The organism is Nocardia salmonicida (genome assembly GCF_036142455.1).
Classification (GTDB): Bacteria; Actinomycetota; Actinomycetes; order Mycobacteriales; family Mycobacteriaceae; genus Nocardia; species Nocardia salmonicida.
This window is the reverse complement of the sequence record NZ_CP108014.1, coordinates 2,045,199-2,066,015: the sequence shown is the minus strand read 5'-3', so window position 1 is coordinate 2,066,015 and position 20,817 is coordinate 2,045,199. Positions and strand designations below refer to the sequence as shown.

At 63.9% G+C, this 20,817-nt stretch carries 25 protein-coding genes and 2 pseudogenes; 18 read left to right on the top strand and 9 right to left on the bottom strand.

What is annotated here, in order from left to right; genetic code table 11:
- Nucleotides 1-59: 59 nt before the first annotated feature.
- Nucleotides 60-621: pseudogene (locus OHS03_RS09805) on the bottom strand (LysE family translocator).
- A gap of 102 nt (nucleotides 622-723) precedes the next feature.
- Between OHS03_RS09805 and OHS03_RS09800 the strand changes: the two are divergent.
- Complete coding sequence (locus OHS03_RS09800) at nucleotides 724-1,089, top strand: HAD family hydrolase (protein ID WP_328662433.1); 366 nt, start codon at nucleotides 724-726, stop codon at nucleotides 1,087-1,089.
- A gap of 155 nt (nucleotides 1,090-1,244) precedes the next feature.
- Here the strand turns inward: OHS03_RS09800 and OHS03_RS09795 are convergent, their stop codons facing one another.
- Nucleotides 1,245-1,841, bottom strand: coding sequence for a metallophosphoesterase (locus OHS03_RS09795; protein WP_503629753.1), 597 nt, complete (start codon nucleotides 1,839-1,841; stop codon nucleotides 1,245-1,247).
- A gap of 200 nt (nucleotides 1,842-2,041) precedes the next feature.
- Between OHS03_RS09795 and OHS03_RS09790 the strand changes: the two genes are divergently transcribed.
- Together OHS03_RS09790 and thrS are read left to right on the top strand one after the other, a co-directional pair.
- On the top strand, nucleotides 2,042-3,400 hold the full coding sequence (locus OHS03_RS09790) for an MATE family efflux transporter (RefSeq protein WP_328662432.1): 1,359 nt from the start codon (nucleotides 2,042-2,044) through the stop codon (nucleotides 3,398-3,400).
- A 701-nt stretch (nucleotides 3,401-4,101) separates the two neighbouring features.
- Nucleotides 4,102-5,340 carry a threonine--tRNA ligase gene (gene thrS, locus OHS03_RS09785; RefSeq protein WP_328662431.1) on the top strand — a complete coding sequence of 413 codons (1,239 nt, stop codon included), beginning with the start codon at nucleotides 4,102-4,104 and terminating at the stop codon, nucleotides 5,338-5,340.
- 101 nt (nucleotides 5,341-5,441) lie between these two features.
- On the opposite strand, the gene OHS03_RS09780 is transcribed toward thrS, so the two are convergent.
- A complete protein-coding gene (locus OHS03_RS09780) occupies nucleotides 5,442-5,831 on the bottom strand; it encodes a cysteine hydrolase family protein (protein ID WP_328662430.1) in 390 nt (129 codons plus the stop codon).
- 456 nt (nucleotides 5,832-6,287) lie between these two features.
- Here OHS03_RS09780 and OHS03_RS09775 point away from each other — a divergent pair, with 456 nt between their 5' ends.
- From OHS03_RS09775 to OHS03_RS09765, 3 genes are all read left to right on the top strand, one after another.
- Nucleotides 6,288-7,064, top strand: a complete 777-nt coding sequence (locus OHS03_RS09775) for a methyltransferase domain-containing protein (RefSeq protein WP_328662429.1) — start codon at nucleotides 6,288-6,290, stop codon at nucleotides 7,062-7,064.
- Between the two features lie 147 nt (nucleotides 7,065-7,211).
- Nucleotides 7,212-7,583 (top strand): nuclear transport factor 2 family protein, encoded by a 372-nt coding sequence (locus OHS03_RS09770; protein ID WP_328662428.1) that lies wholly within the window; start codon nucleotides 7,212-7,214, stop codon nucleotides 7,581-7,583.
- Nucleotides 7,584-7,660: 77 nt separating this feature from the next.
- A complete protein-coding gene (locus OHS03_RS09765; RefSeq protein ID WP_328662427.1) occupies nucleotides 7,661-8,149 on the top strand; it encodes a uridine kinase family protein in 489 nt (162 codons plus the stop codon).
- A gap of 9 nt (nucleotides 8,150-8,158) precedes the next feature.
- On the opposite strand, the gene OHS03_RS09760 is transcribed toward OHS03_RS09765, so the two are convergent.
- Entirely contained in the window at nucleotides 8,159-8,455 is a 297-nt protein-coding gene (locus OHS03_RS09760) for a CysS/YqeB C-terminal domain-containing protein (protein ID WP_407942471.1), read from the bottom strand.
- A gap of 184 nt (nucleotides 8,456-8,639) precedes the next feature.
- Between OHS03_RS09760 and OHS03_RS09755 the strand changes: the two genes are divergently transcribed.
- On the top strand, nucleotides 8,640-9,017 hold the full coding sequence (locus OHS03_RS09755; RefSeq protein ID WP_328662426.1) for a hypothetical protein: 378 nt from the start codon (nucleotides 8,640-8,642) through the stop codon (nucleotides 9,015-9,017).
- A 333-nt stretch (nucleotides 9,018-9,350) separates the two neighbouring features.
- Here the strand turns inward: OHS03_RS09755 and OHS03_RS09750 are convergent, their stop codons facing one another.
- From OHS03_RS09750 to OHS03_RS09740, 3 genes are all read right to left on the bottom strand, one after another.
- Nucleotides 9,351-9,782: a hypothetical protein gene (locus OHS03_RS09750; RefSeq protein WP_328662425.1), complete on the bottom strand. Its 432-nt coding sequence runs from the start codon at nucleotides 9,780-9,782 to the stop codon at nucleotides 9,351-9,353.
- Nucleotides 9,783-9,942: 160 nt separating this feature from the next.
- Nucleotides 9,943-10,767, bottom strand: coding sequence for an SAM-dependent methyltransferase (locus tag OHS03_RS09745; RefSeq protein WP_328662424.1), 825 nt, complete (start codon nucleotides 10,765-10,767; stop codon nucleotides 9,943-9,945).
- A 2-nt stretch (nucleotides 10,768-10,769) separates the two neighbouring features.
- Nucleotides 10,770-11,357: a hypothetical protein gene (locus OHS03_RS09740; protein ID WP_328662423.1), complete on the bottom strand. Its 588-nt coding sequence runs from the start codon at nucleotides 11,355-11,357 to the stop codon at nucleotides 10,770-10,772.
- A 56-nt stretch (nucleotides 11,358-11,413) separates the two neighbouring features.
- On the opposite strand from OHS03_RS09740, the gene OHS03_RS09735 reads away from it, so the two are divergent.
- Both OHS03_RS09735 and OHS03_RS09730 read left to right on the top strand, forming a co-directional pair.
- A complete protein-coding gene (locus OHS03_RS09735) occupies nucleotides 11,414-11,629 on the top strand; it encodes an SRPBCC domain-containing protein (RefSeq protein ID WP_328662422.1) in 216 nt (71 codons plus the stop codon).
- A 9-nt stretch (nucleotides 11,630-11,638) separates the two neighbouring features.
- On the top strand, nucleotides 11,639-11,845 hold the full coding sequence (locus tag OHS03_RS09730) for an SRPBCC family protein (protein WP_328662421.1): 207 nt from the start codon (nucleotides 11,639-11,641) through the stop codon (nucleotides 11,843-11,845).
- 178 nt (nucleotides 11,846-12,023) lie between these two features.
- On the opposite strand, the gene OHS03_RS09725 is transcribed toward OHS03_RS09730, so the two are convergent.
- On the bottom strand, nucleotides 12,024-13,262 hold the full coding sequence (locus tag OHS03_RS09725) for a PucR family transcriptional regulator (RefSeq protein WP_328662420.1): 1,239 nt from the start codon (nucleotides 13,260-13,262) through the stop codon (nucleotides 12,024-12,026).
- A gap of 333 nt (nucleotides 13,263-13,595) precedes the next feature.
- Here OHS03_RS09725 and OHS03_RS09720 point away from each other — a divergent pair, with 333 nt between their 5' ends.
- The 4 genes and pseudogenes from OHS03_RS09720 (at nucleotide 13,596) to OHS03_RS09710 (ending at nucleotide 17,495) form a co-directional block, all read left to right on the top strand.
- A complete protein-coding gene (locus OHS03_RS09720) occupies nucleotides 13,596-14,093 on the top strand; it encodes a MarR family winged helix-turn-helix transcriptional regulator (protein WP_063003223.1) in 498 nt (165 codons plus the stop codon).
- A 37-nt stretch (nucleotides 14,094-14,130) separates the two neighbouring features.
- Nucleotides 14,131-15,642 (top strand): annotated as a pseudogene (locus OHS03_RS34675) (MDR family MFS transporter); the annotation flags it as partial.
- Between the two features lie 48 nt (nucleotides 15,643-15,690).
- Nucleotides 15,691-16,674 (top strand): MSCRAMM family protein, encoded by a 984-nt coding sequence (locus OHS03_RS34670; protein ID WP_407942506.1) that lies wholly within the window; start codon nucleotides 15,691-15,693, stop codon nucleotides 16,672-16,674.
- Nucleotides 16,674-17,495, top strand: coding sequence for a YceI family protein (locus tag OHS03_RS09710; protein ID WP_063054959.1), 822 nt, complete (start codon nucleotides 16,674-16,676; stop codon nucleotides 17,493-17,495). The genes OHS03_RS34670 and OHS03_RS09710 overlap by 1 nt, the downstream gene beginning before the upstream one ends.
- Before the next feature lie 135 nt (nucleotides 17,496-17,630).
- Here OHS03_RS09710 and OHS03_RS09705 read toward each other — a convergent pair whose 3' ends face one another.
- Entirely contained in the window at nucleotides 17,631-17,822 is a 192-nt protein-coding gene (locus tag OHS03_RS09705) for a hypothetical protein (protein WP_328664544.1), read from the bottom strand.
- A gap of 18 nt (nucleotides 17,823-17,840) precedes the next feature.
- Here OHS03_RS09705 and OHS03_RS09700 point away from each other — a divergent pair, with 18 nt between their 5' ends.
- From OHS03_RS09700 to OHS03_RS09680, 5 genes are all read left to right on the top strand, one after another.
- Nucleotides 17,841-18,497 carry a hypothetical protein gene (locus OHS03_RS09700; RefSeq protein WP_328662418.1) on the top strand — a complete coding sequence of 219 codons (657 nt, stop codon included), beginning with the start codon at nucleotides 17,841-17,843 and terminating at the stop codon, nucleotides 18,495-18,497.
- A 110-nt stretch (nucleotides 18,498-18,607) separates the two neighbouring features.
- Nucleotides 18,608-18,835, top strand: a complete 228-nt coding sequence (locus tag OHS03_RS09695; protein ID WP_328662417.1) for a hypothetical protein — start codon at nucleotides 18,608-18,610, stop codon at nucleotides 18,833-18,835.
- Between the two features lie 155 nt (nucleotides 18,836-18,990).
- Nucleotides 18,991-19,419, top strand: a complete 429-nt coding sequence (locus tag OHS03_RS09690; protein ID WP_328662416.1) for a pyridoxamine 5'-phosphate oxidase family protein — start codon at nucleotides 18,991-18,993, stop codon at nucleotides 19,417-19,419.
- A gap of 187 nt (nucleotides 19,420-19,606) precedes the next feature.
- Entirely contained in the window at nucleotides 19,607-19,957 is a 351-nt protein-coding gene (locus OHS03_RS09685) for a histone-like nucleoid-structuring protein Lsr2 (RefSeq protein ID WP_328662415.1), read from the top strand.
- 148 nt (nucleotides 19,958-20,105) lie between these two features.
- Nucleotides 20,106-20,612: a pyridoxamine 5'-phosphate oxidase family protein gene (locus OHS03_RS09680; RefSeq protein ID WP_063055031.1), complete on the top strand. Its 507-nt coding sequence runs from the start codon at nucleotides 20,106-20,108 to the stop codon at nucleotides 20,610-20,612.
- Nucleotides 20,613-20,817 lie beyond the last annotated feature (205 nt).

The window sequence follows — 20,817 nt, the reverse complement described above, 5'->3', positions numbered from 1 at the left end:
ATAGGCGGCAGTAGAGGACATTGGTGGATGACTAGCCGGTCTTCTCGTCGCGATGGCGATCAGCGGTGGCTGGCGGCCAGCTTCAGCCCGAATCCGACCACGATGGTTCCCGTGAGGGTGTCCATCGTGCGGCGCACCACATCTCGGCTAAGCCACGCTTTCGCGCGGCTCGCAGCAATGATGATCGCTGCGAACCACAGTATGCCCTCGACGTTGTGCGCCGTAGAACACCCCGACTTTCGGGTTGAGCAGATTGGTGCCCAGGCCACGCGCCCACGCCTCGAACAAGTCCTCGGATGAGTGATTCCCCGCAGTCTCCGGCACCGTGAGGGAATGCCGAAGTCCGTCGCGGATCATGCTGGTCCCCATCCACACCAGATAAATCGCGCCTGCGACTCGCAACACCGTGTACCCCAACTCGGAGGCCGTCACGAGCGCCGAAACCCCTGCGGCCGCAGCTACACCCCACACCAGCGTGCCGCTCCCGATCCCGACAGCAGTGGCGAACGCGCAACGACGGCCGCGACTCACTGCCGCCCGCAAAACCAGTGCAGTAGCTAATCCCGGAACGATAGTCAACAGCCCGGCCACGACTGCGAACGACAGTAGATCCCGCACCATGCTCTCAGAGTAGGCGCGCCATCCAACGACGATGCATCCGAATCTCGCACGCTCATCGGCAGATGCGGATGTTCGCGACCGCGCCATAGGCAGCATAAGCGGATGTCGGAAGCATGGCTTGGCAACTGGGCGTTGGTGACCTCGAACTATGAGCACCGCGTACGCGGCCGGTTCGCGAGGACAGGCTTGCCTGTGCCCACGGTGATCGTCGACGCGGCAGGGGTAACCGAGGGTAAGCCCTCTCCCATACCGTATTTGCGGGCCGCCGAGATGCTCGGCGCCGCCCCTCATGACTGTCTGGTGATCGAGGACTCGGCTTCGGGCGTCCAGTCGGGGCTGCGAGCGGGTATGACGGTGTGGGGCGTCAATGCCATCACCCCGGTCGAGGGTGTGCACCGCCATTTCCGGACGTTGCTCGCGGCTGTCCCGTCAATCCTGGACTTCGTTTCCGAACCCGCCGACGTCTGAGCGTGCACTCGACTCGGCAGTTGAGTGCGTTCGTCGGGTGGCGCCGCGGCCCTCGGGATCGCGCAGGCTGCGGCATCTCAGTACGTTCGATTGATGGGACTGCCGGGCGTGCCCGCGTCGGCTGATTCCTGCCCTGCCTCTAAGCCTCGTGATGCTCAGAACGCGCCGATCAATGCGCTCGCATCGCTGACCGGAACGGTATGAGTTGCCACACCGTTGTCGGTGCCGACATGCAACAACAGCCCGGTCGGTTCGGCTAGGTACCCGATCTGCCGATCTGCCCGCAGTGTCAGCGACGTCTGCCGAAACGTGCTCGGTGCCACCGAAACCACAGTCCCCGCGAACGGCGCCGTGATCACGCGATGGACATGCCCGGTGAGCACTCTGACGATATTGCGATGCCGTGAGATGACCTCACCCAGCTCGGCTCCGTCCGCTAATCGCATCCCGTCCAGAAACGGGATACCCACCCCGACCGGCGGGTGGTGCAGGCACACGAACACCGGTACATCACGCCGGGCCGTCAACGCTTGATCAAGCCACCTCAACTGCTTCTCACCCAACCGTCCACCCGGCCCGTCAGAGCTCCACGAGTCCAGCGTGACCACCGCGAACGACTCGTGGTCGACGACGTAGCGGGTCTCATCCGATTCTCCGAGAAACTTTGTCCCAGAAAATACTTCGCGCCCCACGGCCGGATCGTCGTGGTTTCCGACCACCAGGTGTAGGGGTAAGTGGAACCTCTCGATCAGTTCCAGCAGCTGTGCGTACGCTGCACGATGCCGAAGTGGCGCGCACGTCGATCTGTTCTCGGTCTGTTCGGCATGCCGGATAGGACACGACTACCAGGGAGCTACGGGATCGACGGGGTCAATCATCAACCTGCGGAGGCCATCCCGCGCAGGACTCAATAGAGTCTGTCCATGGGGCGGTGTACGAAACGAATCATCCAGTGACCGAGATTCATTCGGCGGCCCAGCTGCCGGATACGCGCTTCGTCGATCAGCTACGGCAGGTGGCGGGGATTGCCGGGCCCGTCGTTCTCACCTCGGCAACCACCGTCGTGCTCGGACTGACCGACACCGCGCTATTGGGCCACCATTCCACCCAGGCACTCGGCACCGCGGCGCTCGTGGTGCCGGTCTGGGTCTTCTGCACCGCGCTGGTCGTGCCGTGGGGCTCTGCCACCCAAGTATGCGTCGCCCGCTGGCACGGCGCCGGTGACGCGGACTCGATCCGAGGGTTGGCTCGGGCCGGGCTGTTCGCTGTGCTGGGGATCGGCGCAGTGTTCGCACTCGCGACCGCGATAGCAGCGCCAGCAATCATTGCGTTCACCGCTCCCCCGCGCATGGACCGCGTCGAGGCGACGGTGATGCTGTGGGTCCTGTTGTGCGGGTTGCCGTTCAGCGCCGCGACCGCGCATGTGCGTGGCGTACTCGCCGCAACGGGCGACACGGTTTCGGGTGCCTGGAATGCCGTGGCGGTTGCCGCACTGAACTCGGCGCTGTCAGCGGTTCTGATCTTCGGTGCGGGGCTGGGGCCGGTGGGGGCGGCGATCGGCTCATCCATTGCTGTCATCGCCGGAACCGGCGAGCTGTGTCTTCAGGCACGCGCGAAACTGGGCTTCGAGAGGGGGTCCGCGCCAGCAGCGCATGGACTGTTGCGGGCCTGGTCCGCACTGGCGGTACCGGATGTCGTCTTCGGAATGGCGAGCTACGGCTCCGACGCCTTGATCGCATCGCTTGTGGCGACAACGGGGACGGTGGCCCTGGCCGCGCATCGTCTGATGAGCCTGGCGATAGCGATTGTCTGGATGTTTGTATTCGGGACAGCCGTGGCGATTTCGGTCCTGGTTGGTCAGTGTCTCGGTGCCGGTGACGAGCACGGTCGCCGCGCTGTGGTCCGGGCCGGGACTGTGTTGATGCTGGCCGCCTCGGGCGGGACGGCGCTGCTGATCGCGGTGGCGGCGCCAGGCTTCTTCCGGCTGTTCACCGACGACCCCGCGGTGACAGCGGCCGCGAGCACAGTGGCATGGACCTTGCTAGTCTTGACGCCGATCATGGCGATGGGCACCGTCTACGCTGCCCAGTTGCGTGCCGCTGGTGACACGAAGGGCGTCATGTACGTCTCGCTGTTCTCGGTCGGCGTGACCCTGCCCGATGTATGGATGTTCACCGTCGTGTGGCAGTGGGGGCTTTCCGGTGTCTATTGCGCGATCGTGGTGGGTTGGATCGCTCGCACGGCGGCCACTTACTTCCGCTACGGCAACCAGGTTCAAGCGATGCGGAAGCGGGCAGTTCCTGGTTCGTGAATCTCCTGACGTGCCAGACCAGTCAGCGAGGTGAGGTTCGGGTTCGAACTGGCGATTCGGCCTCCCGGATTACCCACCTGCGCCTCGTCGAGAATTCGCCTACCACTCCACATCTCGACACAGTTCTCCGATCGCGCAGACCATATTTCCGGTGCGGGGTCAACCCACACCGGCGTATCGTCGATTCGCGGAGGCCTGAGTAGCTGATGACCGCGCGAGAGCCACTGGACGAACTCGTACTGTGTATCGAGGTCACCTCGGCTACCGGTGATGACACGCTGGATGCGAAGTTTCAGTGCCGCCCCGTCATCCGGCGAACGATCATGCTGCTCATCGTGTGGCCTTCACCCGGTCTGCCGCCAGCGATCTTCGGTCGCGGTGCCTACAATGGACATCCTCCGAAATCGATCAGTTCTTCTGATGCCAATTTGGTTGGACCAGCAGGGTTTGCGGGTCATGGCATTGTCTTCGGGTGGTGACAGGGTTGGTTTGTCGACGGACACAGTCAACGTGCAACGACGCGCGCATCATGTAAACTGCAGCGCTATGGAGGGACATCTCATTTCTACGACGACGCCGGTTACTTCCGGCGCCTTCGTGATGGACTGATCTCCCTCAGACATCTCAAGCCCCGGAACAGTGTTCCGGGGCTTCGTCGTTTCCCCGCCTGTTCCGGTACCAAACCACCAGGAGCAGACACTATGGTCGCCGACCACCGGGATCTCAATCTCGACATGGACATCTTCGCTACCGACCCGCTTGCCGGTTCCGGTCTTCCGATGTGGCTGCCTGCCGGGGCCGTTATTCGGGAGGAGTTGCAAAAGCTGGCCAAGGAGCTGGCATCGGCCGATGGCTGCCTCGGCGTGTTCTCGCCGGTCCTCGGGAAGCGGGCGCTCTACGAGCGTTCCGGCCACCTGAGCAAGTTCAGCCAGGACATGTTCCCCGCCATGCGGATGGGCGAGGACGAGCTGATGCTGCGGCCGGCCAACTGCCCCCACCACGCGTTGATCTATGCATCGACTCAACGTTCGTATCGCGAACTGCCGCTTCGCTTCAACGAACTCGCCGCCATGTTCCGAGCCGAACGTTCCGGTGTCGTCTCTGGTTTGAGTCGCGTCCGCCAGATCAACCTCGACGACACTCACGTCTTCTGCCGACCCGACCAGGTCCTACACGAAGCCGAACTCGGACTGCGAGCAGCGCTGCGTGCGCAACAGATCCTGGGACTTCCCGTCGATTACGTCCGACTGTCGACCAGAGACGACACCTCCTCGACATGGCTCGGTACCGACGCCCAGTGGGAACACGCCCAAGACAACCTTCGCGCGGCCGGACGCTCCGTCCTCGACGAACACGGACTGAAACTGGTCGAAGGTCCGGGAGAAGCAGCGTTCTACGGCCCCAAGCTCGATCTACAGGTTCAGGACGGACGCGGCCGCGAGGAAACAATCGCCACCGTACAACTCGATTTCAATCAGCCCCAACGATTCGGCCTCACCTATATCGGCGCAGATGGCGGCGAATACCACCCCGTCATGATCCATCGAGGCACCGTCGGGTCGATGGAGCGCGTCACCGCAGCGCTACTCGAACGCTATGCGGGGCGCCTGCCGTTCTGGCTCTCTCCTACTCACATCACCGTCCTACCTGTCAGCGCCGACCAGGACGCAGCAGCGCGCACACTCGCCGACAGAGCTCGTCACCGAGGACTTCGTAGCCGAGTCGACTATGACGGGTCATTGGGAGCGCGCGTTCGACACGCCCGCACGATGAGAGACCACCTCATCGCGGTCATCGGGCCGACCGAAATCGCACAGAACAGGGTTCAGATCACCGACATCGCCAGCGATGTCCGCACCCAGCTCGCCCAGGAACATCTGCTCGAGCTGATGGATGAGGCCTACGTCAACCGCCGGACAGCACTGGATTGGTCTTTGTGAACAGTCGTGCCTCGATAGTGAGCTGGCAATACCTGCGTAGATCGCCGCGCACGTCCCCACCGGACATGTCACGGTGATCGCTGAGCCGAAGGGCAGCCGACTCAGCTTTCGACGAACACCGGATCCGACCAGTATTCGGGGTTTCGCCCGTAGTGGGGCGTCCGAAAGGCGCGATCCCACGGCGCGTTCGGCTTGATCAGTTCCCGCCAGGTGCCGACCTCGACGTAGATGACTCGCATCGAGTTCAACGACGCGAAATGAAGGTCGGGGCCGTCAGTGCTGACCGCGTCCTCGGCGACCGCGACGGAGAAATTGTGTTCGAGCCCGGCCCGAACAGTCGCTTCGACGCAGACATCGGTCTGCAGTCCCGCGACGATCAACCGCTCGACCCGCAGACTTCGCAGCACCGGCCCCAATTCGGTCCACGCGAAGAAATTGTGCCTGGTCTTGGGTAGCACGACGTCACCGGCCTTCGGCGCCACCGCATCCATGATCTGAGCGTTCTACCGACGCTCTGCGTCGGTAGAAGCAGGCACACGAGAGTCACACAGCCGAGGTGCTGGGCAGACCTGAGTTCAAGGCGAGTTCCCCTGCGGGGCTTGGTTGCTGCTGCGAGTACACCACCGACATTCCGGCCTCGTGCGGCCGCGAGCATCCCGGCATACTCGCCCACGATTTCGGACAACAGCCAGATAGGGCTGCCCCTGCGGACATCGACTCGGCACCCAGTAATCGTCATGGTGCACTGGTCACCGTACCCGTGTCTGCGACCGGCCACCCAGCCAAGGCCGGTAGCTCCGACACATCCACCACTTGCTTCGTTCTCTTCGCCTGCCCCGGTCGGTGAGGTGTCAGCGCCGCGAGCGACGCAATTGGCTATCGTCGGAGCTGGTGCAGTGTGTGGGCCGCAGATCCGAGGAATCTTCTGGACCGAAAGCGTTGGTGCGATGGCTGATTCGGAAACCGTGTTCGATGCGAAACTGGCGACCTTTCAACAATGGCAGACGACCCCGTGGGGCAAACTCCGCTACAGCATCGCCGCCGCGAACCTGATGCCTCACCTCCACCAAGGCAGCCGGGTACTCGACGTCGCCGGGGGCAACGGCTTCGACGCCGTCGAGCTCGCTAATCGCGGGCACCAAGTCACCATCGTCGATATCTCCGAACCGGCGCTGGTTGACGCGCGCACCCTCGCCGAGAAGCAGGGCGTCGGTGACCGGATCAGCACGCGGCGCCTCGGCGTCGATGAGCTGGCCCAGCATTTCACAAGCGGTCAGTTCGATGTGGTGCTCTGCCACAACCTGATCCAGTACGTGCCCGACCCGAAAACGCTGATCGCCGTGCTGGCAGCGATGGTGGCGCCGAACGGGGTGGTGTCGGTGATCGCACCGAACGCCGACGCCGATCCACTACTCACCGCGGTGCGGAACCTCGACCTCGACGAAGCGCTGCGCCAGCTCGACAGCTCGACTCGCCACACCGTCACCTACGACACCGAAACCCGCGCCTGCTACGCCGATTCGGTCACCCACGATCTCGCCGAGGCAGGCCTGCATCTGCGGGCACATTGCGGGATCCGCAGTGTCTGCGACCTGCTCGTCGACGACGCTCGCAAGAACGACCCGCGGTTCTTCGAACGACTCCAACGACTCGAGCTGGCGATGGCCACGCGCGCGCCCTACATCTACACCGCACGGTTCTTCCAGCTCATCGCCGCGCCCTGAGCGAGAACCAGGTCCAACTGTTCGCCCACTGATCGGGAAACGAGGAGGTGTTGCTGCGCCACCGGAGGCCAACCGGGGTCGGCTCCACTTCCCCCAGCTGATGGAGTTGGTTCGACTTCGACTGAGTCAGGGACCAAGATGCGATGTATGTCGGATCAGCTGACCGAAGCAGTAGATGCCGCGATCATCCGTGAACTGCGACTCCTCGATCCGAGAGTGCGGTCATCACCGGAACTCATCTCCGAGTTGCTCGATCCCGAGTTTTGCGAGATCGGCGCCTCGGGGCGCCGATGGAGCCGATCAGAGATCATCACGGTGGTCGTCGAGCAGGCCGCGACGTTGGCCGAGCCGATCTCGGCGCTCGATATGCACGGCGAACTTCTTGCCGACGATGTCGTCCATCTGACCTACATATCCGAATCCGATGGGCGCCGCGCCTTCCGGAGTTCGCTGTGGCGGCGGACGAAACACGGCTGGCGACTGTACTTCCATCAGGGCACCGTGAGCGCGAGACAATGACTCATATTCGGCTTGACGACCTCGTCTCCCTCGTGGAGCGGAGCACGCCGCGGCTGGGGTCGACGAGGTTGGTCGCTGTGGACGGCCCCGGCGGCGCTGGGAAGTCCACGCTTGCGGCACAGCTGGCCGCTGCCTGCGCCGCGACGCTGCTCCATACTGATGACTTCGCGTCTTGGGACAATCAATTCGATTGGTGGCCTCGTCTCGAGCAGCAGATCTTGTCGCCGATCGCCCATGGAGGAGTCGGCCGATATCAGCGCTACGACTGGGACACACAGACTTTGGCGGAATGGCATGATGTCGCCCCACCTGCTGTCCTGATCCTCGAAGGGGTATCCGCCGGCCGTGCAGCTGTGCGCGACCGATTGTCGCTACTGGTCTGGGTTCAGACCCCGCCCGGGGTAAGACTCGCCAGAGGGCTGGATCGCGATGGAGACGGCGCGCTTGGGCTGTGGCAACGTTGGATGGCCGAAGAGGAGCTGCACTTCACCACCGACCGAACACAAGAACACGCTGACGTCATCATCAGCGGACAAGCAATTCACCCACCACCGGAAACCGTCTGACACATACTGCTACCGGAGCGCCCACTGCGGGCCATCGGCGGTATCGGTCACCTCGATACCAGCAGCAGCCAAACGGTCCCGCACGCTGTCGGCGGCGGCCCAGCCGTTGGCCGCCCGTGCGGCGGCACGTTGCTGAAGTTGTTCGGTCACCAAGACGTCAAGCGCATGATGGACCGTGTCGGTGGTGTCTGCGCGCTGGTCCCAATGGGGGTCCAGGGGGTCCAATCCGAGGATGCCGAGCATCGCGCGCACCTGACCTGCAGCGTCCGTTGCTGTGTCGATGTCGTTGCCCGACAGGAGTTGCATCCGTGGAGCGGACCCGAGATCAGCCCGACACCTGTGCCGTGGACGATCGAAAAGTACGCTCAGCGGGTCGAAAGCGCTACCGTGCCAGAGAAATAGGCGCGCTGCTGTGCGGGGGGAAGGAGGAGTGTTCCCGCGGCTCCGGCGGGTTTCAGCGATGTCGGACTCCGCTGGTATGAATTCGGACATGATCATGGGATCGGTCCAACTCATCGTAGTCGCCTTCGCCGCGCTGGCGCGGTGGACCTCAGCGGGCTGGTTCTTGCTGCTCAGTGTCCTGGGCACGTTGGGGCTGGCTCCATTGATTCTGTTCGGGCCGCTGGTCTATGCCGGATTTCGCGCCTCTCACGCCGCTTGGCCCCTGCTCATACTCGCCGACGTACTGCTGCTCACCACTGCGCTGACCCTGGCCGACGGCGGTGACAACGGCATGCTGATCCCAATTCTCGACGACCAGACAGCCAATTCGCACACAGGCGCGCTCGTGCACCGTATCGGCATCTTCACCGGCGCCACCTACCTTCTCACCCTTGTTGCGCTGGCGGCCTGGATGCTGGCGGCCTAGCGATGGCCGCCGACTCCCCGAGGTCGAGGCCACCAGCATCACCTTTTCTCGCGTGCGACAGTGCGCTCAGCTCCAGTTGAAGGCAGTAGCGGCAAGGCCGAGTTACTCTGTCAGACAGTCTCTCTGCGACCGACGCAGAGGGAGTTTCGGCGCCTTGCGGCCCTCGGTTTCCGCATCGCCGGAGGCCGCTCGGCCCCTCCTTCACCGCGCTATCATCCACAGCCAGCCACCGATTCCCCGGTCCCGCCTTCAACGAATCCGGCTCGGCCACCGCATCATCCGACACCTCGTCACAGATCTGCCAGCGCTACTTACCCGAGAGTCGTTGCAGTCCTAACTCAGCGATGCCAGCGCGAGCAGGATGATCGGTCCCAAAAGGATGACTGCGATGGCCAGCAGAAATTCGACACGTTGGAACAGCGGCTTGCCCGGCTGCATGGGGGTGCGCGGTCCGCCAGGAATCGGCGGCGGCAGTTTGGTGAGCGTCGAGCGGGAGCCGAGATTGATCAGCATGGTGACGGGATTGATCACGGCTGACAGGAGGCCCCACCAGCCGATCCACATGCTCTCGACCGTCATTCTGCGATAAGTCGCGAGTCCGCAATCGCGGCAGAATGGGCCGGAGGACTTCAGGAACTGCATGAAGATGACGAAGCCGCGGTGCCCCCGAATATCGACCTGCGCCGCTGGCGTCGAACCGCAGTAGGCGCAGTAGACGCCATTGGCGGTAGACGCGAAATAGCCCGATGTTTGTGGTGCCGACATGAATATTCCCCCGGTGCGATGATGTGGCCGTCCCCGGTCGTGGTCCGACGGCAGTGTGCAGGCTAACGGCTGTGCGCGACCCAGGCAACCCGGTCACGCGCACAGCTGGGTGCGCCCGTCAGGCCAGATTCCGCCGTGGCCGCGAGCCGGATGAACCGCCTCAGCGCTTGTCGGCAATGGCCGCCACGATGAGTTCCTCCCACACCGACAACTCGTGATCAGGTGAAACGATCGGTGCCGCACTATCAGCGACTGCGAGGTCCTGATTCCAACGGGCTGCCGGGATCACGCCGGGTTCCCGCACCGCGAGATCGCCGAACAAGGCCGTGATCTCGTCGTCGGTGCGCCAGCGACCACGCCCGAACGTCGCCTGCAACTTCGCCTCGGCCTTGATGGTCTCGGCATTGTCACCGGAGCGGAAGTGGGAGATGAACACGCTGCTGCCGACGGGCACCTGGTCAGCCCAGTACGCGACCACCGCCCGCGGGTCCTCGTCATCATTGAGGTGGTGCAGGATCGCACTGAAGATCATCGCGATCGGCTTGTCGAAATCGATGAGCCGCGACACCTCGGGGTCGGCCCGGATGCTGGTGTAATCACGCACGTCGGCGTGGATGACGGTGGTGTTGTCGTTGGTCGCCAGCAGCGCACGCCCGTGCGCGAGCACGATCGGGTCGTTGTCGATGTAGACCACCCGTGCGTCGGGATTGATCCCCTGCGCTATCTGATGCACATTGTCGGCGGTGGGCAGGCCACTGCCGAAATCGAGGAACTGGGTCAGTCCGGCTTCGGCCATGGTGCGCACGGCGCGAATCAGGGCCTGGCGGTTGGTGAACGCGATGGCCACCGATCCGGGCAGATCCACCTTGAAGTGGTCACCGATCGCGCGGTCCACTTCGTAGTTGTCCTTGCCGCCGAGAAGGTAGTCGTAGACCCGGGCGATGCTCGGCTTCGACTGATCGATCACATTCGCGTTGTCACCCATCGTCATCGACCCCTCATGCTGTGCTGGTATCTGCCGCCGTCCATCGTAGGAGAACTCCGGCGTGTCGGCGCGGCTTCGGTGCGCAGCACGTGCGAAATCGTTTCGGGGCGTGGCGGTTTCAGAGCTGTTGATCTGCGAGGAGGACACAGGGCTCTTGCCGTCTTGCTGCAGACATGACGCCCGACGATCAACCGTAAGAGCGTGGATGCGTCCAGCGTTGTCAGATCGCCGCTGCCGAAGAGTGCCTGGGTGGCGGCGCACACAGGGTGCATCGTTTTCTCACCGTGGACCAAGGTGGTGATGTCCTCGGCGAATGCGCGCTGGGCCTCTTGTCGAGCGGATCGCTCCTGGCGAATTCCTCGAGCACCGTGATTTCGTCCTGGCTGCGGGAGGAAGGTGAAGATCTCGAGGTAGTCGCCGGCCTTGGCGTCCTCGGCGTTGAGCCAGATTTGGTAGAAGGAATACGGCGAGTCATCTCCGGGTCGCGCCAGATTGCGCCACCTCAGGTTTTGCCGAACTTGGTGCCGTCTGGTTTGGCGATTATGGCCGGGCGCGGACGGTGCGTTCGGCCGCATGACGTGTTTGTCCAAGACCACAGTGCACTGCCCTTATACGGTGAAGGCACTCGACTATGGGAGTTGCAATAATGACCGGATACATTGCCACCGCAGAGATCGATATCAGCACCTCCTCCACGCACGTGTGGGCCGTGATGACCGATCCCGAGCAGCTCCGCGAGCTCTGGTTCGGGGCCGAGGTGATAACCGACTGGGAGGTAGGCGGCCCGATCGTCTGGAGGGGCGAGTTCAAGGGGCGGCAATACGAGGACAAGGGCGAGATCCTCGAATTCGAGCCCGGCTGATTGCTGAAGATGACCCACTTCAGCTCGCTCACCGGCCAGCCGGACGTGCCGGAGAATTACCACACGCTCACCTACGAGCTGACCGAGGACGGCGCGACGACTCATCTGCTGCTGAGCCAAGACAACAATGCCGACGCGGACGAGGTGGAACACGCTCGCGGCATGTGGGAGAGCCAAGTCAGCGGTATCAAAAAGGCCGCCGAACACACCTGCTGACGCGTCAAGGAAGTGTGATGCTGTAACTGCGAACTGTCCCAGATCGTGCGACGCAGTAAGCATCCGATCCGCACCGGACTGATTGCGCAGGAGGGCGAAATGACTTCGACAGCCTGCGAGAACCGGCCGAGCGCACAGGATCACTGTCCGACGGCACCGGTCTCACAAATACTGCATCCTAGGCCTCGGGTTGATGTTGAGAGGATCCGAGCCGGTGTACGGTGAGCGCCGCTGCCAGCATGCGCGAATCCGTGGGTTGGGCCGGGTCGAGACCGGTGAGTTCGGCGATGCGGCGCAGCCGGTAGGTAAAGGTATTGGGATGGACGTGGATGCGGCGCGAGGCTGTTTTGCGGTCGGCCCCATATTGCAGGTGGGCCTCCAATGCCTCGAGCAGATGAGGGCTCGCCAGTAGCGGAATCACGCGCTGCGCCAGCCGTTCTCGCGCAGGACCCGGCCGGGTGAGCTGGTACTCCAGCAACAGATCATCGAGCCGGTAGCAGCCCCCGGGTCGACCGCAGAGACGCGCCAGCTCGGTCAGTTCGCCCGCGTCCTTGGCCGCCGCCGGAATCCCGTCGCGGCTTACTCCAGAGAATTCCGCGAGATACACCGTGACTCCGAACTGCTGCGACAGCCTGGCGGCCAGCTCATCGAACCGCTTGGCGTCGATGATGTCGGACTCGGAGCTGTTGCCCACCAACGCAATCCCGCTCGCGCCGTCGAAAGTCGCGGGAGTGGTGGCGCCGGTGAGCTCATAGAGTGCGCGTTGCAGCAATCGAATCCGGCGCCGAGTCACCAGGTTGACCGCGCTGCCGGTGCGCGCCGGTTCGCTGACATGGATCGCCAGCACTGTGTACCGGTCAGCGAGGATGGTGTCCGCGCGCACGGCGAGTTCTTCGGCGGGTAGCCCGCGAACCAGCGCCGAGCACAGTTCGCGCCGGGCCTCCCGCTCGGCATGGTAGATCGACTGTTCGACCTCGGTGTAGGTCTCGACGACGGTCATATTGATGCGTCGCAGCAATTCGAGCAGTCGGTTGAACACCTGGACGAACTCATCCATCTGCGTGGGGTCAGCGACCGCCGCGGCTTCGGCGAGCACGGCCTGTGCTGATCGATGAATCGCGCTGATCAGCATCGACAGCGGCAGTCTGTCCTCGGCATGGCGCTCGGCGACCGGCGCCACGAACGCGGTGACCTCGGCACGGGTGAACTCACGGTCGGCGCCGATAGCTTCGAGGACAGCCCTGCCACAGGCGTAGATCGTCGGCAAGACCTCGGCGGTGAAGTGACCGTCGGGCAGTTCGGCGGGTGCGGTGGCGTCCAGGCCCTCGGTCAGCATCCGCTCGGCGATCTGTGGCCAACGACTGAGCAGTCGAGCTGTCAGCGGGGGCAAGGCAGAGACGGGTTGTTGCACGAGCATGGCTCCGATTGTGTCTTCACACAGCACGACAGGGAACAGTCTGGTGAATACAGCGAAGAACTTGGCTGCTATGACAATAATGGCAGCGCTTTCTCGGTTCACGAGTGCAGGTAAAGACCGGGCAGCAGCTGGCACAGATTCGGTTCGGCTTGCCATGCAGCCTGCGCTTACCGCTGTCGACCAAGCGCTGGCATCGGCGCGGCTATATCGCCAGAGACCGAGCTCAACGCATAGGTGCCGGCAAGGACTACCCCGATCGGCTCGTTGCTTAGCGCAAGTAATGTAATGTATAGTTGCATTCTGCAAGTAAATTTCGTCCGTCTGGGAGCAGTCATGGCAGTGTCACCCGATACGGCTCAGAGCCTGATCAGAGAGCTCTATTTCATGGGCCGGGCCATCCGCGCTGCCCTCTCCCATCCGGACGAAGGTGATCTGCTTCCCGGCGGCATCGGCGTGCTGGGCTCGCTCGAGGCCAGAGGTCCGTGCCGACAGGTGGATCTCGCGGTGGACTTGTGCATCAGCCCATCGACACTGAGCAGGCATGTTGCCGAGCTGGTGCGCTCGGGCAACATTGCCCGCCACGCCGATCCCAACGATGGCCGGGCCACTCTCATCCAGATCACCGGCGAAGGAAGCGATCTGCTGCGGCGCGTCCGAATATCGCGGGCACGGGGATTGCAGACCGCTCTCGCCCATTGGAGCGAGGACGAAGCAGAACAGGCCACCTCGGTTGTTCTCAAGCTCAGGAATTCACTGGCCACGGTTGCGCCCCACAGCGCGGTGGGCGCGCGTCGGCCGGATTCGACAGGAAGTCAGGAAGCGGATGTCTAATTCAGTCGACGCGGGGACGGGGCGGACCCCGGTCGCGATGACCCATCGTCAAATCCTGGAAGCCATGACCGGGCTGCTGGCGGCGCTGTTCACAGCACTGCTCAGCACCACGATCGTGGCGACCGCGCTGCCCACGATCATCGGCGACCTGGAAGGGTCGCAGACCGCATACGCCTGGGTTATCACCACAGCATTGCTGGCCAACGCCGCGTCCACCCCGATCTGGGGCAAGTTCGCCGATCTGTTCAACAAGAAGCTGTTGGTCCAGTCGGCCATCGTCATCTTCGTCATCGGTTCGGTGATCGCGGGCGTGGCGGGCAATGTGCCCATGCTGTTGGCGGCACGAGTCATCCAGGGCATCGGCATGGGCGGATTGACCGCGCTCGTGGTCGCGATCATCGGTTCCATCGTCTCGCCGCGTGAACGCGGACGCTATTCCGGCTACATGGGTGCGGTGATGGCGGTGTCGATGTCGGGTGGACCCATCCTCGGCGGCGTCATCGTCGACAGTCCGCTCGGCTGGCGCTGGTGCTTCTTCGTCTGTGTGCCCCTGGCCGTGATCGCCCTGGTGCTGCTGCAGCGGACCCTGCGGCTGCCGACCGAACGCAAGGACGGGGTGTCGATCGACTGGCTCGGAGCCGCCCTGATGACGGCCGGTGTGTCGGTGCTGCTCATCTGGGTGTCGTTCGCGGGAAAGGCCGATTACTACGCGTGGTTCTCCCGCGAATCGGCCCTGTATGTCGGCGTGGGCGTAGTGCTGCTGCTCGCGACCCTGCTGGTCGAATCCCGAGCCAAGTCGCCGATCATCCCGCTGTCGATCGTCACCGAGCGCACCACCGGCCTGGCGATCATCGCCTCGATCGCCGTCGGAATCGGCATGTTCGGAGCGACCACCTTCCTCGGCCAGTACTTCCAGACCTCTCGCGGATACTCACCGACGGTGGCCGGAGTGCTGACCATCCCGATGGTCGCGGGCATGCTCGTCGCGTCGACCGGTTCGGGACAGCTGATCACCCGGTTCGGGAAATGGAAGGCGTTCGTCGTCACCGGCGGTGCGCTGTTGGTGGTCGGGTTCGGGCTGCTCTCGACGATCGATCACGCCACCAACCTGTGGCTGGTCGGCACCTACATCGCCGTTGTCGGGCTCGGTGTCGGCATGATGATGCAGAACCTGGTGCTGGCCGTGCAGAACACCGTGAGCGTGCACAATATCGGCGCGGCATCGAGCAGCGTCGCGTTCTTCCGCACGTTCGGTGGCGCGATCGGCGTCTCCGTACTGGGGTCGGTCCTGGCTACCCGGGTGAGCGAGCTGTCGACAGAAGGTTTCGCGAAGATCGGTGTGACAACCAGTTCCTCCGGCGGCAGCAATCTGAACCTCCACGGCCTACCCGCACCGATCGCGACGATCGTGCGTGCCGCCTACGGCGATGCGACCGGTCGGATCTTCCTCATCGCCGCGGGGGCGGCGGTCGTCGCCCTCCTTGCGACCGCGTGGCTTCCGAACCGTCCGTTGCGTAGCACGATCGATATCGATCCGGCCCTCGACCCGACCGCGAAAGAGTCCGCGTCGCAGGACAATCCGACCGATGCCGACGCAATGGCGGCGCTGGATGCCGAATTGGCCGTACTCGCGGAGTCGAGGTGGGAACAAGACCCGGTCTGGGAAGGCGCTGAGCGAGTGTTGTCCGAGTCGGAGCTGGTGCCTGCCTCGGCCGGACGCGCACCGGTAGATCAGAACGGTCATCGGGCGTACCAGGTCGACGCGTCGGCGCAGTCCGCTCCGTCCCCCCGCGAGTTGTCCGGGTCGGGCATCGGCCGTGGAGCGGTGGACGGTCATGTCCGCCGCGAGGATGGTCATCCGTTGTCGGGTGCGGTGTTGACGTTGATCGATCAGCGTGGCCGTCAGGTCGCGCGAGCGAGCAGTGCCGCTGATGGTGGTTTTGCGATCAGTGCGCCGGAGTCGGGTGCCCATGTGTTGATCGTGTCGGCGATGGGGCACCAGCCGACCGCGGTCAATGTGTCGGTGGGTCAGCGGACCCAGCCGATGGATCTGACCCTGGTGGGTTCCGGTGAGTTGTCGGGTGTCGTCCGTACCGCGGTTCACGGGTCGCCGTTGTCGGGTGCGACCGTCACAGTGACCGATATGCGGGGTGAGGTGGTCGGGGCCGCGGTCACGGGCGGCGACGGCGCCTACCTGTGCCACGGTGTGGTGTCGGGTGTCTACACCTTGGTCGCGGCCGCTGAGCACATGCGTCCCAGCGCGATCACATTGACGGTGCCCGACAGTGGCGTCTTGCGTCATGACATCGAGTTGACCGCGATGGCGGTGCTCGCCGGATCGGCGCGGGCCGACGGCGAGCGGGCGGTGCCGGACGTACTGGTCACTGTGCTCGACTCTGCGGGTGAGGTGGCCGCATCGGTGCGCACCGATGAGAACGGTCGCTACGTCGTGACCGATCTTCTCGAGGGGCAATACACCGTGGTCGCTCGTGGTTATCCGCCGGTGACCGGGCAGGTCACCGTGACCGGTGGCGAGGCCGCCTACGACGTGCGGCTCGGTCACGAGCTCGGGGATCGTTGATGAGCGGGTTGACCGGTCGTGTTCGCACCGCGGAGGGATGGCCGGTGCCGGACGCGGTGTTGACGGTGACGGATATGACAGGCCGCCAGATCGCCCGCGCGGTTGTCGACGAAACCGGAGCGGTGAGCACCAGCCTGCTGCCCGCGGGTATTCATACCGCGGTGCTCACCGCTGTCGGTTTCGAGCCGGTGGCGCGGATCGCGCAGATCTCTTCTACGGGGACGGGCACGCTCGGTGAGGTGGTGTTGGTGCCGGCGATAGGGGCAGTGGCGTTGCCCCCGCCGGGGCCATGGACGATCGATCCGGCACATTCGACGGTGATCGCCACCGCGCGTCATCTGGGAATCGCGAGTATCAAAGCCCGATTCGCCGACGTGAGTGGGCGACTCGATATCGCCGAGTCGTTCGAGCGGTCCACCGGGCACGCGGAGATCAAGGCAGCGGGTATCGATACCGGTATCTCGATGCGTGACAATCACCTGCGCTCGCCGGAGTTCTTGGACGTCGACAGGTATCCGATGATCACTTTCACCGCTCACGGGTTTCGTCGTACCGGGGGTGACACCTGGGTGATGCCCGGTGAGCTGGTTATGCACGGGCAGCGCCGCTCGGTCGATCTCGAGGTGGCCTTCGGTGGGTTCGGGCCAGATCCATGGGGTGGTGTACGCGCCGCGTTCCACGCCGAAACGCTGTTGCACCGCAACGACTTCGCCATCGATTACAACGCGGTTGTGCGCGCGGGAGTGGCCGCGGTCGGCACCACCGTCAAGATCGAACTCGACATCGAAGTCGTACAAGGCGAGCAGATACCCGCGATCTAGCGGCTCGCCCACACTGGGCCCCGCCGCTCGCGTAGACGGCATCGTTGGACGGTCGGCTCAGACGAACACGCGTTTCTGCCGATGGCAGGTCGTGTCGCCTCCCTCGAATAGAGGGAGGCCCACGACGATCTTCGATCAGGACTTTCCGTCGTCGACTGGCGTGGAGGGGTTCGGTCGGTTGGATTGATCGCCGAGGCGCGCGTGCAGCCGTTCGCGGACCTGATCTGGGGTGTACGCGCGCCGTTTGCGTTCGGCCCGGACGATGACCACCCCGGTCGCCGCGACACCCGCGGTCCCGGCCAGACCCAATATCTTCCACCAGCGCATGCGCCTAGGCTAGTCGCTGTGCCTGACGAAACGCCGATAAGTATCGGCTTGGACGAAGCAGTAGAGCTAACACGAACGGGGGATCTATGGCTGTTTCGCGGGCATTCTCGCGCCGATCGCGCGATCCGGGGGTTGACCAACAGCCCGGTGAACCACGTCGGCATGGCAGTGGTCATCGATGACCTACCAGCGCTGATATGGCATGCCGAGCTCGGTCGGGCACTGCCCGATATCTGGTCGGGTAGCCATCATCGCGGAGCACAGCTGCACGATTTGCGGGCCGCGGTCATCCGATGGAGCCAGGAGTACGGGCAACAGGCATGGATACGTCAGTTGGATCGCCCGGTGACCAGCGAGATGGAGGATGCAGCGCTGCGAGTGGTGGCCAGGCTCGACGGCATGCCCTTCCCCTCCACCGGCGCGCTCGCGGGGCGCTGGTTGCTGGGCCGGGTGCCGGTACCGAAGCGGTCGAAAGAGCGCCAATCCGATCAGGCCGGTCTGGAGAACGCCTACTGCGCGGAGATCGTCGCCATGACGTATGAGGCCATGGGCCTGTTGCCGAACAGACGTCCGAATTGGTATGACCCGGGCAGATTTTGGAGTGGCGACAACCTGCGATTGGCCGAGGGGTATCACCTCGGCGGGGAAATCACGGTGCACATCCCCGACCACTGACCTGGGCAAATTCCGGCACGAGTGACATCACCTCTCCGTGCACGGACCGCGTGGTACGACCATAAGATTCATCGTTCCGGGTGCGCCCTGCTTTGGCTGAGGCCATACGCGTGCTTCGTCCCGGAGGCATCCTGATCGCGGCCGCGATCAGTCGCTACCTGGATGTCGTGGCCTACGGCGTCGAAGGTCCGGCCTGGCCAACACTCGATCACGCCGGACAACACAGCTTTCGATCCCTCGTCACCGCAGCACTGCACTGTGCACGACTACTGGAGCAGGACCCACTGCTGATCGACGCAAGCGCGCACCTATTGGCAATCGCGCGGACCGGGCACTGACCTGGCCCGTGGCATAAACGCACTCCCCTGCCGCGTCGGTGCGTCGGCGATGGTTAGACGAATAGACATCAAATCCGGCTTCTCACCTATGGAATTGCCCGAGTCGGCTGCGTTGACTGGGCCCACAACACCCCTCACTCTTCGGAAGGATCACGATGGGCACCGCACCACATTCGTTGACCGCCAAGGATATCGAGTTTCTCGAACGCCACCTGTACGGGTTTCTGTCCGTAGCCGACGGACCGATACCGCCCCAACCCCGGCCGGTGTGGTTCGAGGTCACCACCGAGGGCACAATCCAACTGTTCACCGACCCGGACTCGGTGAAGGTCTCGCGATTGCGGCGCGACCCCCGCGCCTCCATCGTCGTCGCGGCCCCCGTCGGTGAACGCGAGCGCTGGGTTTCCGTCGCCGGCCACACCACCATCTCACCCGACGGAGCCCACGAGCTGCTCGCCCGCCTGGCGGCTCGCTACTGGGACCTCGACGACGAGAGTCGAGCCGACGAACTCAACAAGATGCTGGCCGGCAAATGGTTGCTCATCACCATCGAGCCCGAATCCGTGAGTCGATTCTCGATATGACGGTCGTACTCTGTCAGATACCTCGACCGAGGATCATTGCGCCACCGTCGCGAGATCCTCTGTGGCGTCAGCGCACAGCGCGGAACGGCCCAACCGCTGCCAGTGCGCTGGCACTGGACGCGCTCGACCGGCCTCCAGCTACTAGCATCCGTGTGAAACCTTCCGCACTCGAATGAAAAGGATTCCCATGGCTCGCAAAGTCGTTGTCAGCCTTATCGACGACTTCGACGGCACTTCCGACGCCGACGAGACCGTCACGTTCGCATTGGACGGACTCACCTACGAAATCGACCTGTCCGATACGAACGCCACCAAGCTGCGCGAAACGTTCGACCAGTGGCTCCCCTACGCCCGTCGAATCGGCCGCGCCAAGACTTCCGCCGGTCGTCTCGCCGGAAAGAAATCCGCGAGTGCAACCACCCCACGCAGCGATCTCACCGCCATTCGCTCGTGGGCCAGCGAAAACGGTCACACCGTCTCTACCCGCGGACGGATCGCCGCAGACGTCATCGCCGCGTATGACGCAGCGTCGGTATAGAATTGGTTCCTATTCCTCGCTTACGGCACGATTCGGCATGCACCCGGTGATCGGCCCACAGCCGCGCCGACCAGCGAATGATCGCGTTCGGGATCGCCGAGCGCGGTTGCTCGATAAGGTCGGCTGAAAGATCGAGCGGGAGGTGGACGTGGGAGTCAAACAGCGGGCTACGGTGCAGATGAGCGCGGAGGAGATCGCGCAGTTCCTCGACCGCAGCAGGGTGCTCACCTTGGCCACCCTCGATGCCGAGGGGAAACCGCACCTGACAGCGATGTGGTTCGGGCACATCGACGGCAAGATCTACTTCGAGACCAAGGCGAAGTCGCAGAAGGCAGCCAACTTGCGCCGCAACCCGACCCTGACCTGCATGGCCGAGGCGGGCGACACCTATGACCAGCTGCGCGGCGTTTCGATCGAAGGAACAGCGCACCTGATCGAGGACCCCGAGGATGAGGAGTACTGGAACGCCGGAATCGACGTCTTCCGCCGCTACGTCGGTCCCTACACCGAGCAGGCTCGTCCCCTGGTCGAGTCCATGATGCACAAACGCATCGTCGTTCGGGTCGAGCCGACGCGGATCCGCTCCTGGGACCATCGCAAACTCGGTCTGCCCGCCATGCCGCTCGGCGGCAGTACAGCCGGCGTGCAACCCTGATCGGCGTTCATCAGGTCGGCCGAGACGACCACATGTCGTCCCGGCTTCCTCGACGATGCCACCTTGCAGGCAGGGACGTCAGCGGCGCTGGCAACACCGGCGCCCGCGACAACGGCCCCGGCTAGGGTGCCCGCGGCTCCGATCATCGCAACTGTGCGCCCGATGGCAGACCGTGTCATATCGAGTTGTCCTTTCGCGAAACGAT

Coding starts and splice junctions, on each gene's coding strand:
- OHS03_RS09725 (WP_328662420.1), bottom strand. CDS start 13,262: ATGCTCGTGCAACAACCCGTCTCTGCCTTGCCCCCGCTGACAGCTCGA.
- OHS03_RS09705 (WP_328664544.1), bottom strand. CDS start 17,822: ATGCGCTGGTGGAAGATATTGGGTCTGGCCGGGACCGCGGGTGTCGCG.
- OHS03_RS09730 (WP_328662421.1), top strand. CDS start 11,639: ATGACCCACTTCAGCTCGCTCACCGGCCAGCCGGACGTGCCGGAGAAT.
- OHS03_RS09755 (WP_328662426.1), top strand. CDS start 8,640: ATGATCATGGGATCGGTCCAACTCATCGTAGTCGCCTTCGCCGCGCTG.
- OHS03_RS09775 (WP_328662429.1), top strand. CDS start 6,288: ATGGCTGATTCGGAAACCGTGTTCGATGCGAAACTGGCGACCTTTCAA.
- OHS03_RS09710 (WP_063054959.1), top strand. CDS start 16,674: ATGAGCGGGTTGACCGGTCGTGTTCGCACCGCGGAGGGATGGCCGGTG.
- OHS03_RS09745 (WP_328662424.1), bottom strand. CDS start 10,767: ATGGGTGACAACGCGAATGTGATCGATCAGTCGAAGCCGAGCATCGCC.
- OHS03_RS09690 (WP_328662416.1), top strand. CDS start 18,991: ATGGGCACCGCACCACATTCGTTGACCGCCAAGGATATCGAGTTTCTC.
- OHS03_RS09770 (WP_328662428.1), top strand. CDS start 7,212: ATGTCGGATCAGCTGACCGAAGCAGTAGATGCCGCGATCATCCGTGAA.
- OHS03_RS09780 (WP_328662430.1), bottom strand. CDS start 5,831: ATGGATGCGGTGGCGCCGAAGGCCGGTGACGTCGTGCTACCCAAGACC.
- OHS03_RS34670 (WP_407942506.1), top strand. CDS start 15,691: ATGGCGGCGCTGGATGCCGAATTGGCCGTACTCGCGGAGTCGAGGTGG.
- OHS03_RS09800 (WP_328662433.1), top strand. CDS start 724: ATGTCGGAAGCATGGCTTGGCAACTGGGCGTTGGTGACCTCGAACTAT.
- OHS03_RS09750 (WP_328662425.1), bottom strand. CDS start 9,782: ATGTCGGCACCACAAACATCGGGCTATTTCGCGTCTACCGCCAATGGC.
- OHS03_RS09685 (WP_328662415.1), top strand. CDS start 19,607: ATGGCTCGCAAAGTCGTTGTCAGCCTTATCGACGACTTCGACGGCACT.
- OHS03_RS09760 (WP_407942471.1), bottom strand. CDS start 8,455: ATGCAACTCCTGTCGGGCAACGACATCGACACAGCAACGGACGCTGCA.
- thrS (WP_328662431.1), top strand. CDS start 4,102: ATGGTCGCCGACCACCGGGATCTCAATCTCGACATGGACATCTTCGCT.
- OHS03_RS09735 (WP_328662422.1), top strand. CDS start 11,414: ATGACCGGATACATTGCCACCGCAGAGATCGATATCAGCACCTCCTCC.
- OHS03_RS09720 (WP_063003223.1), top strand. CDS start 13,596: ATGGCAGTGTCACCCGATACGGCTCAGAGCCTGATCAGAGAGCTCTAT.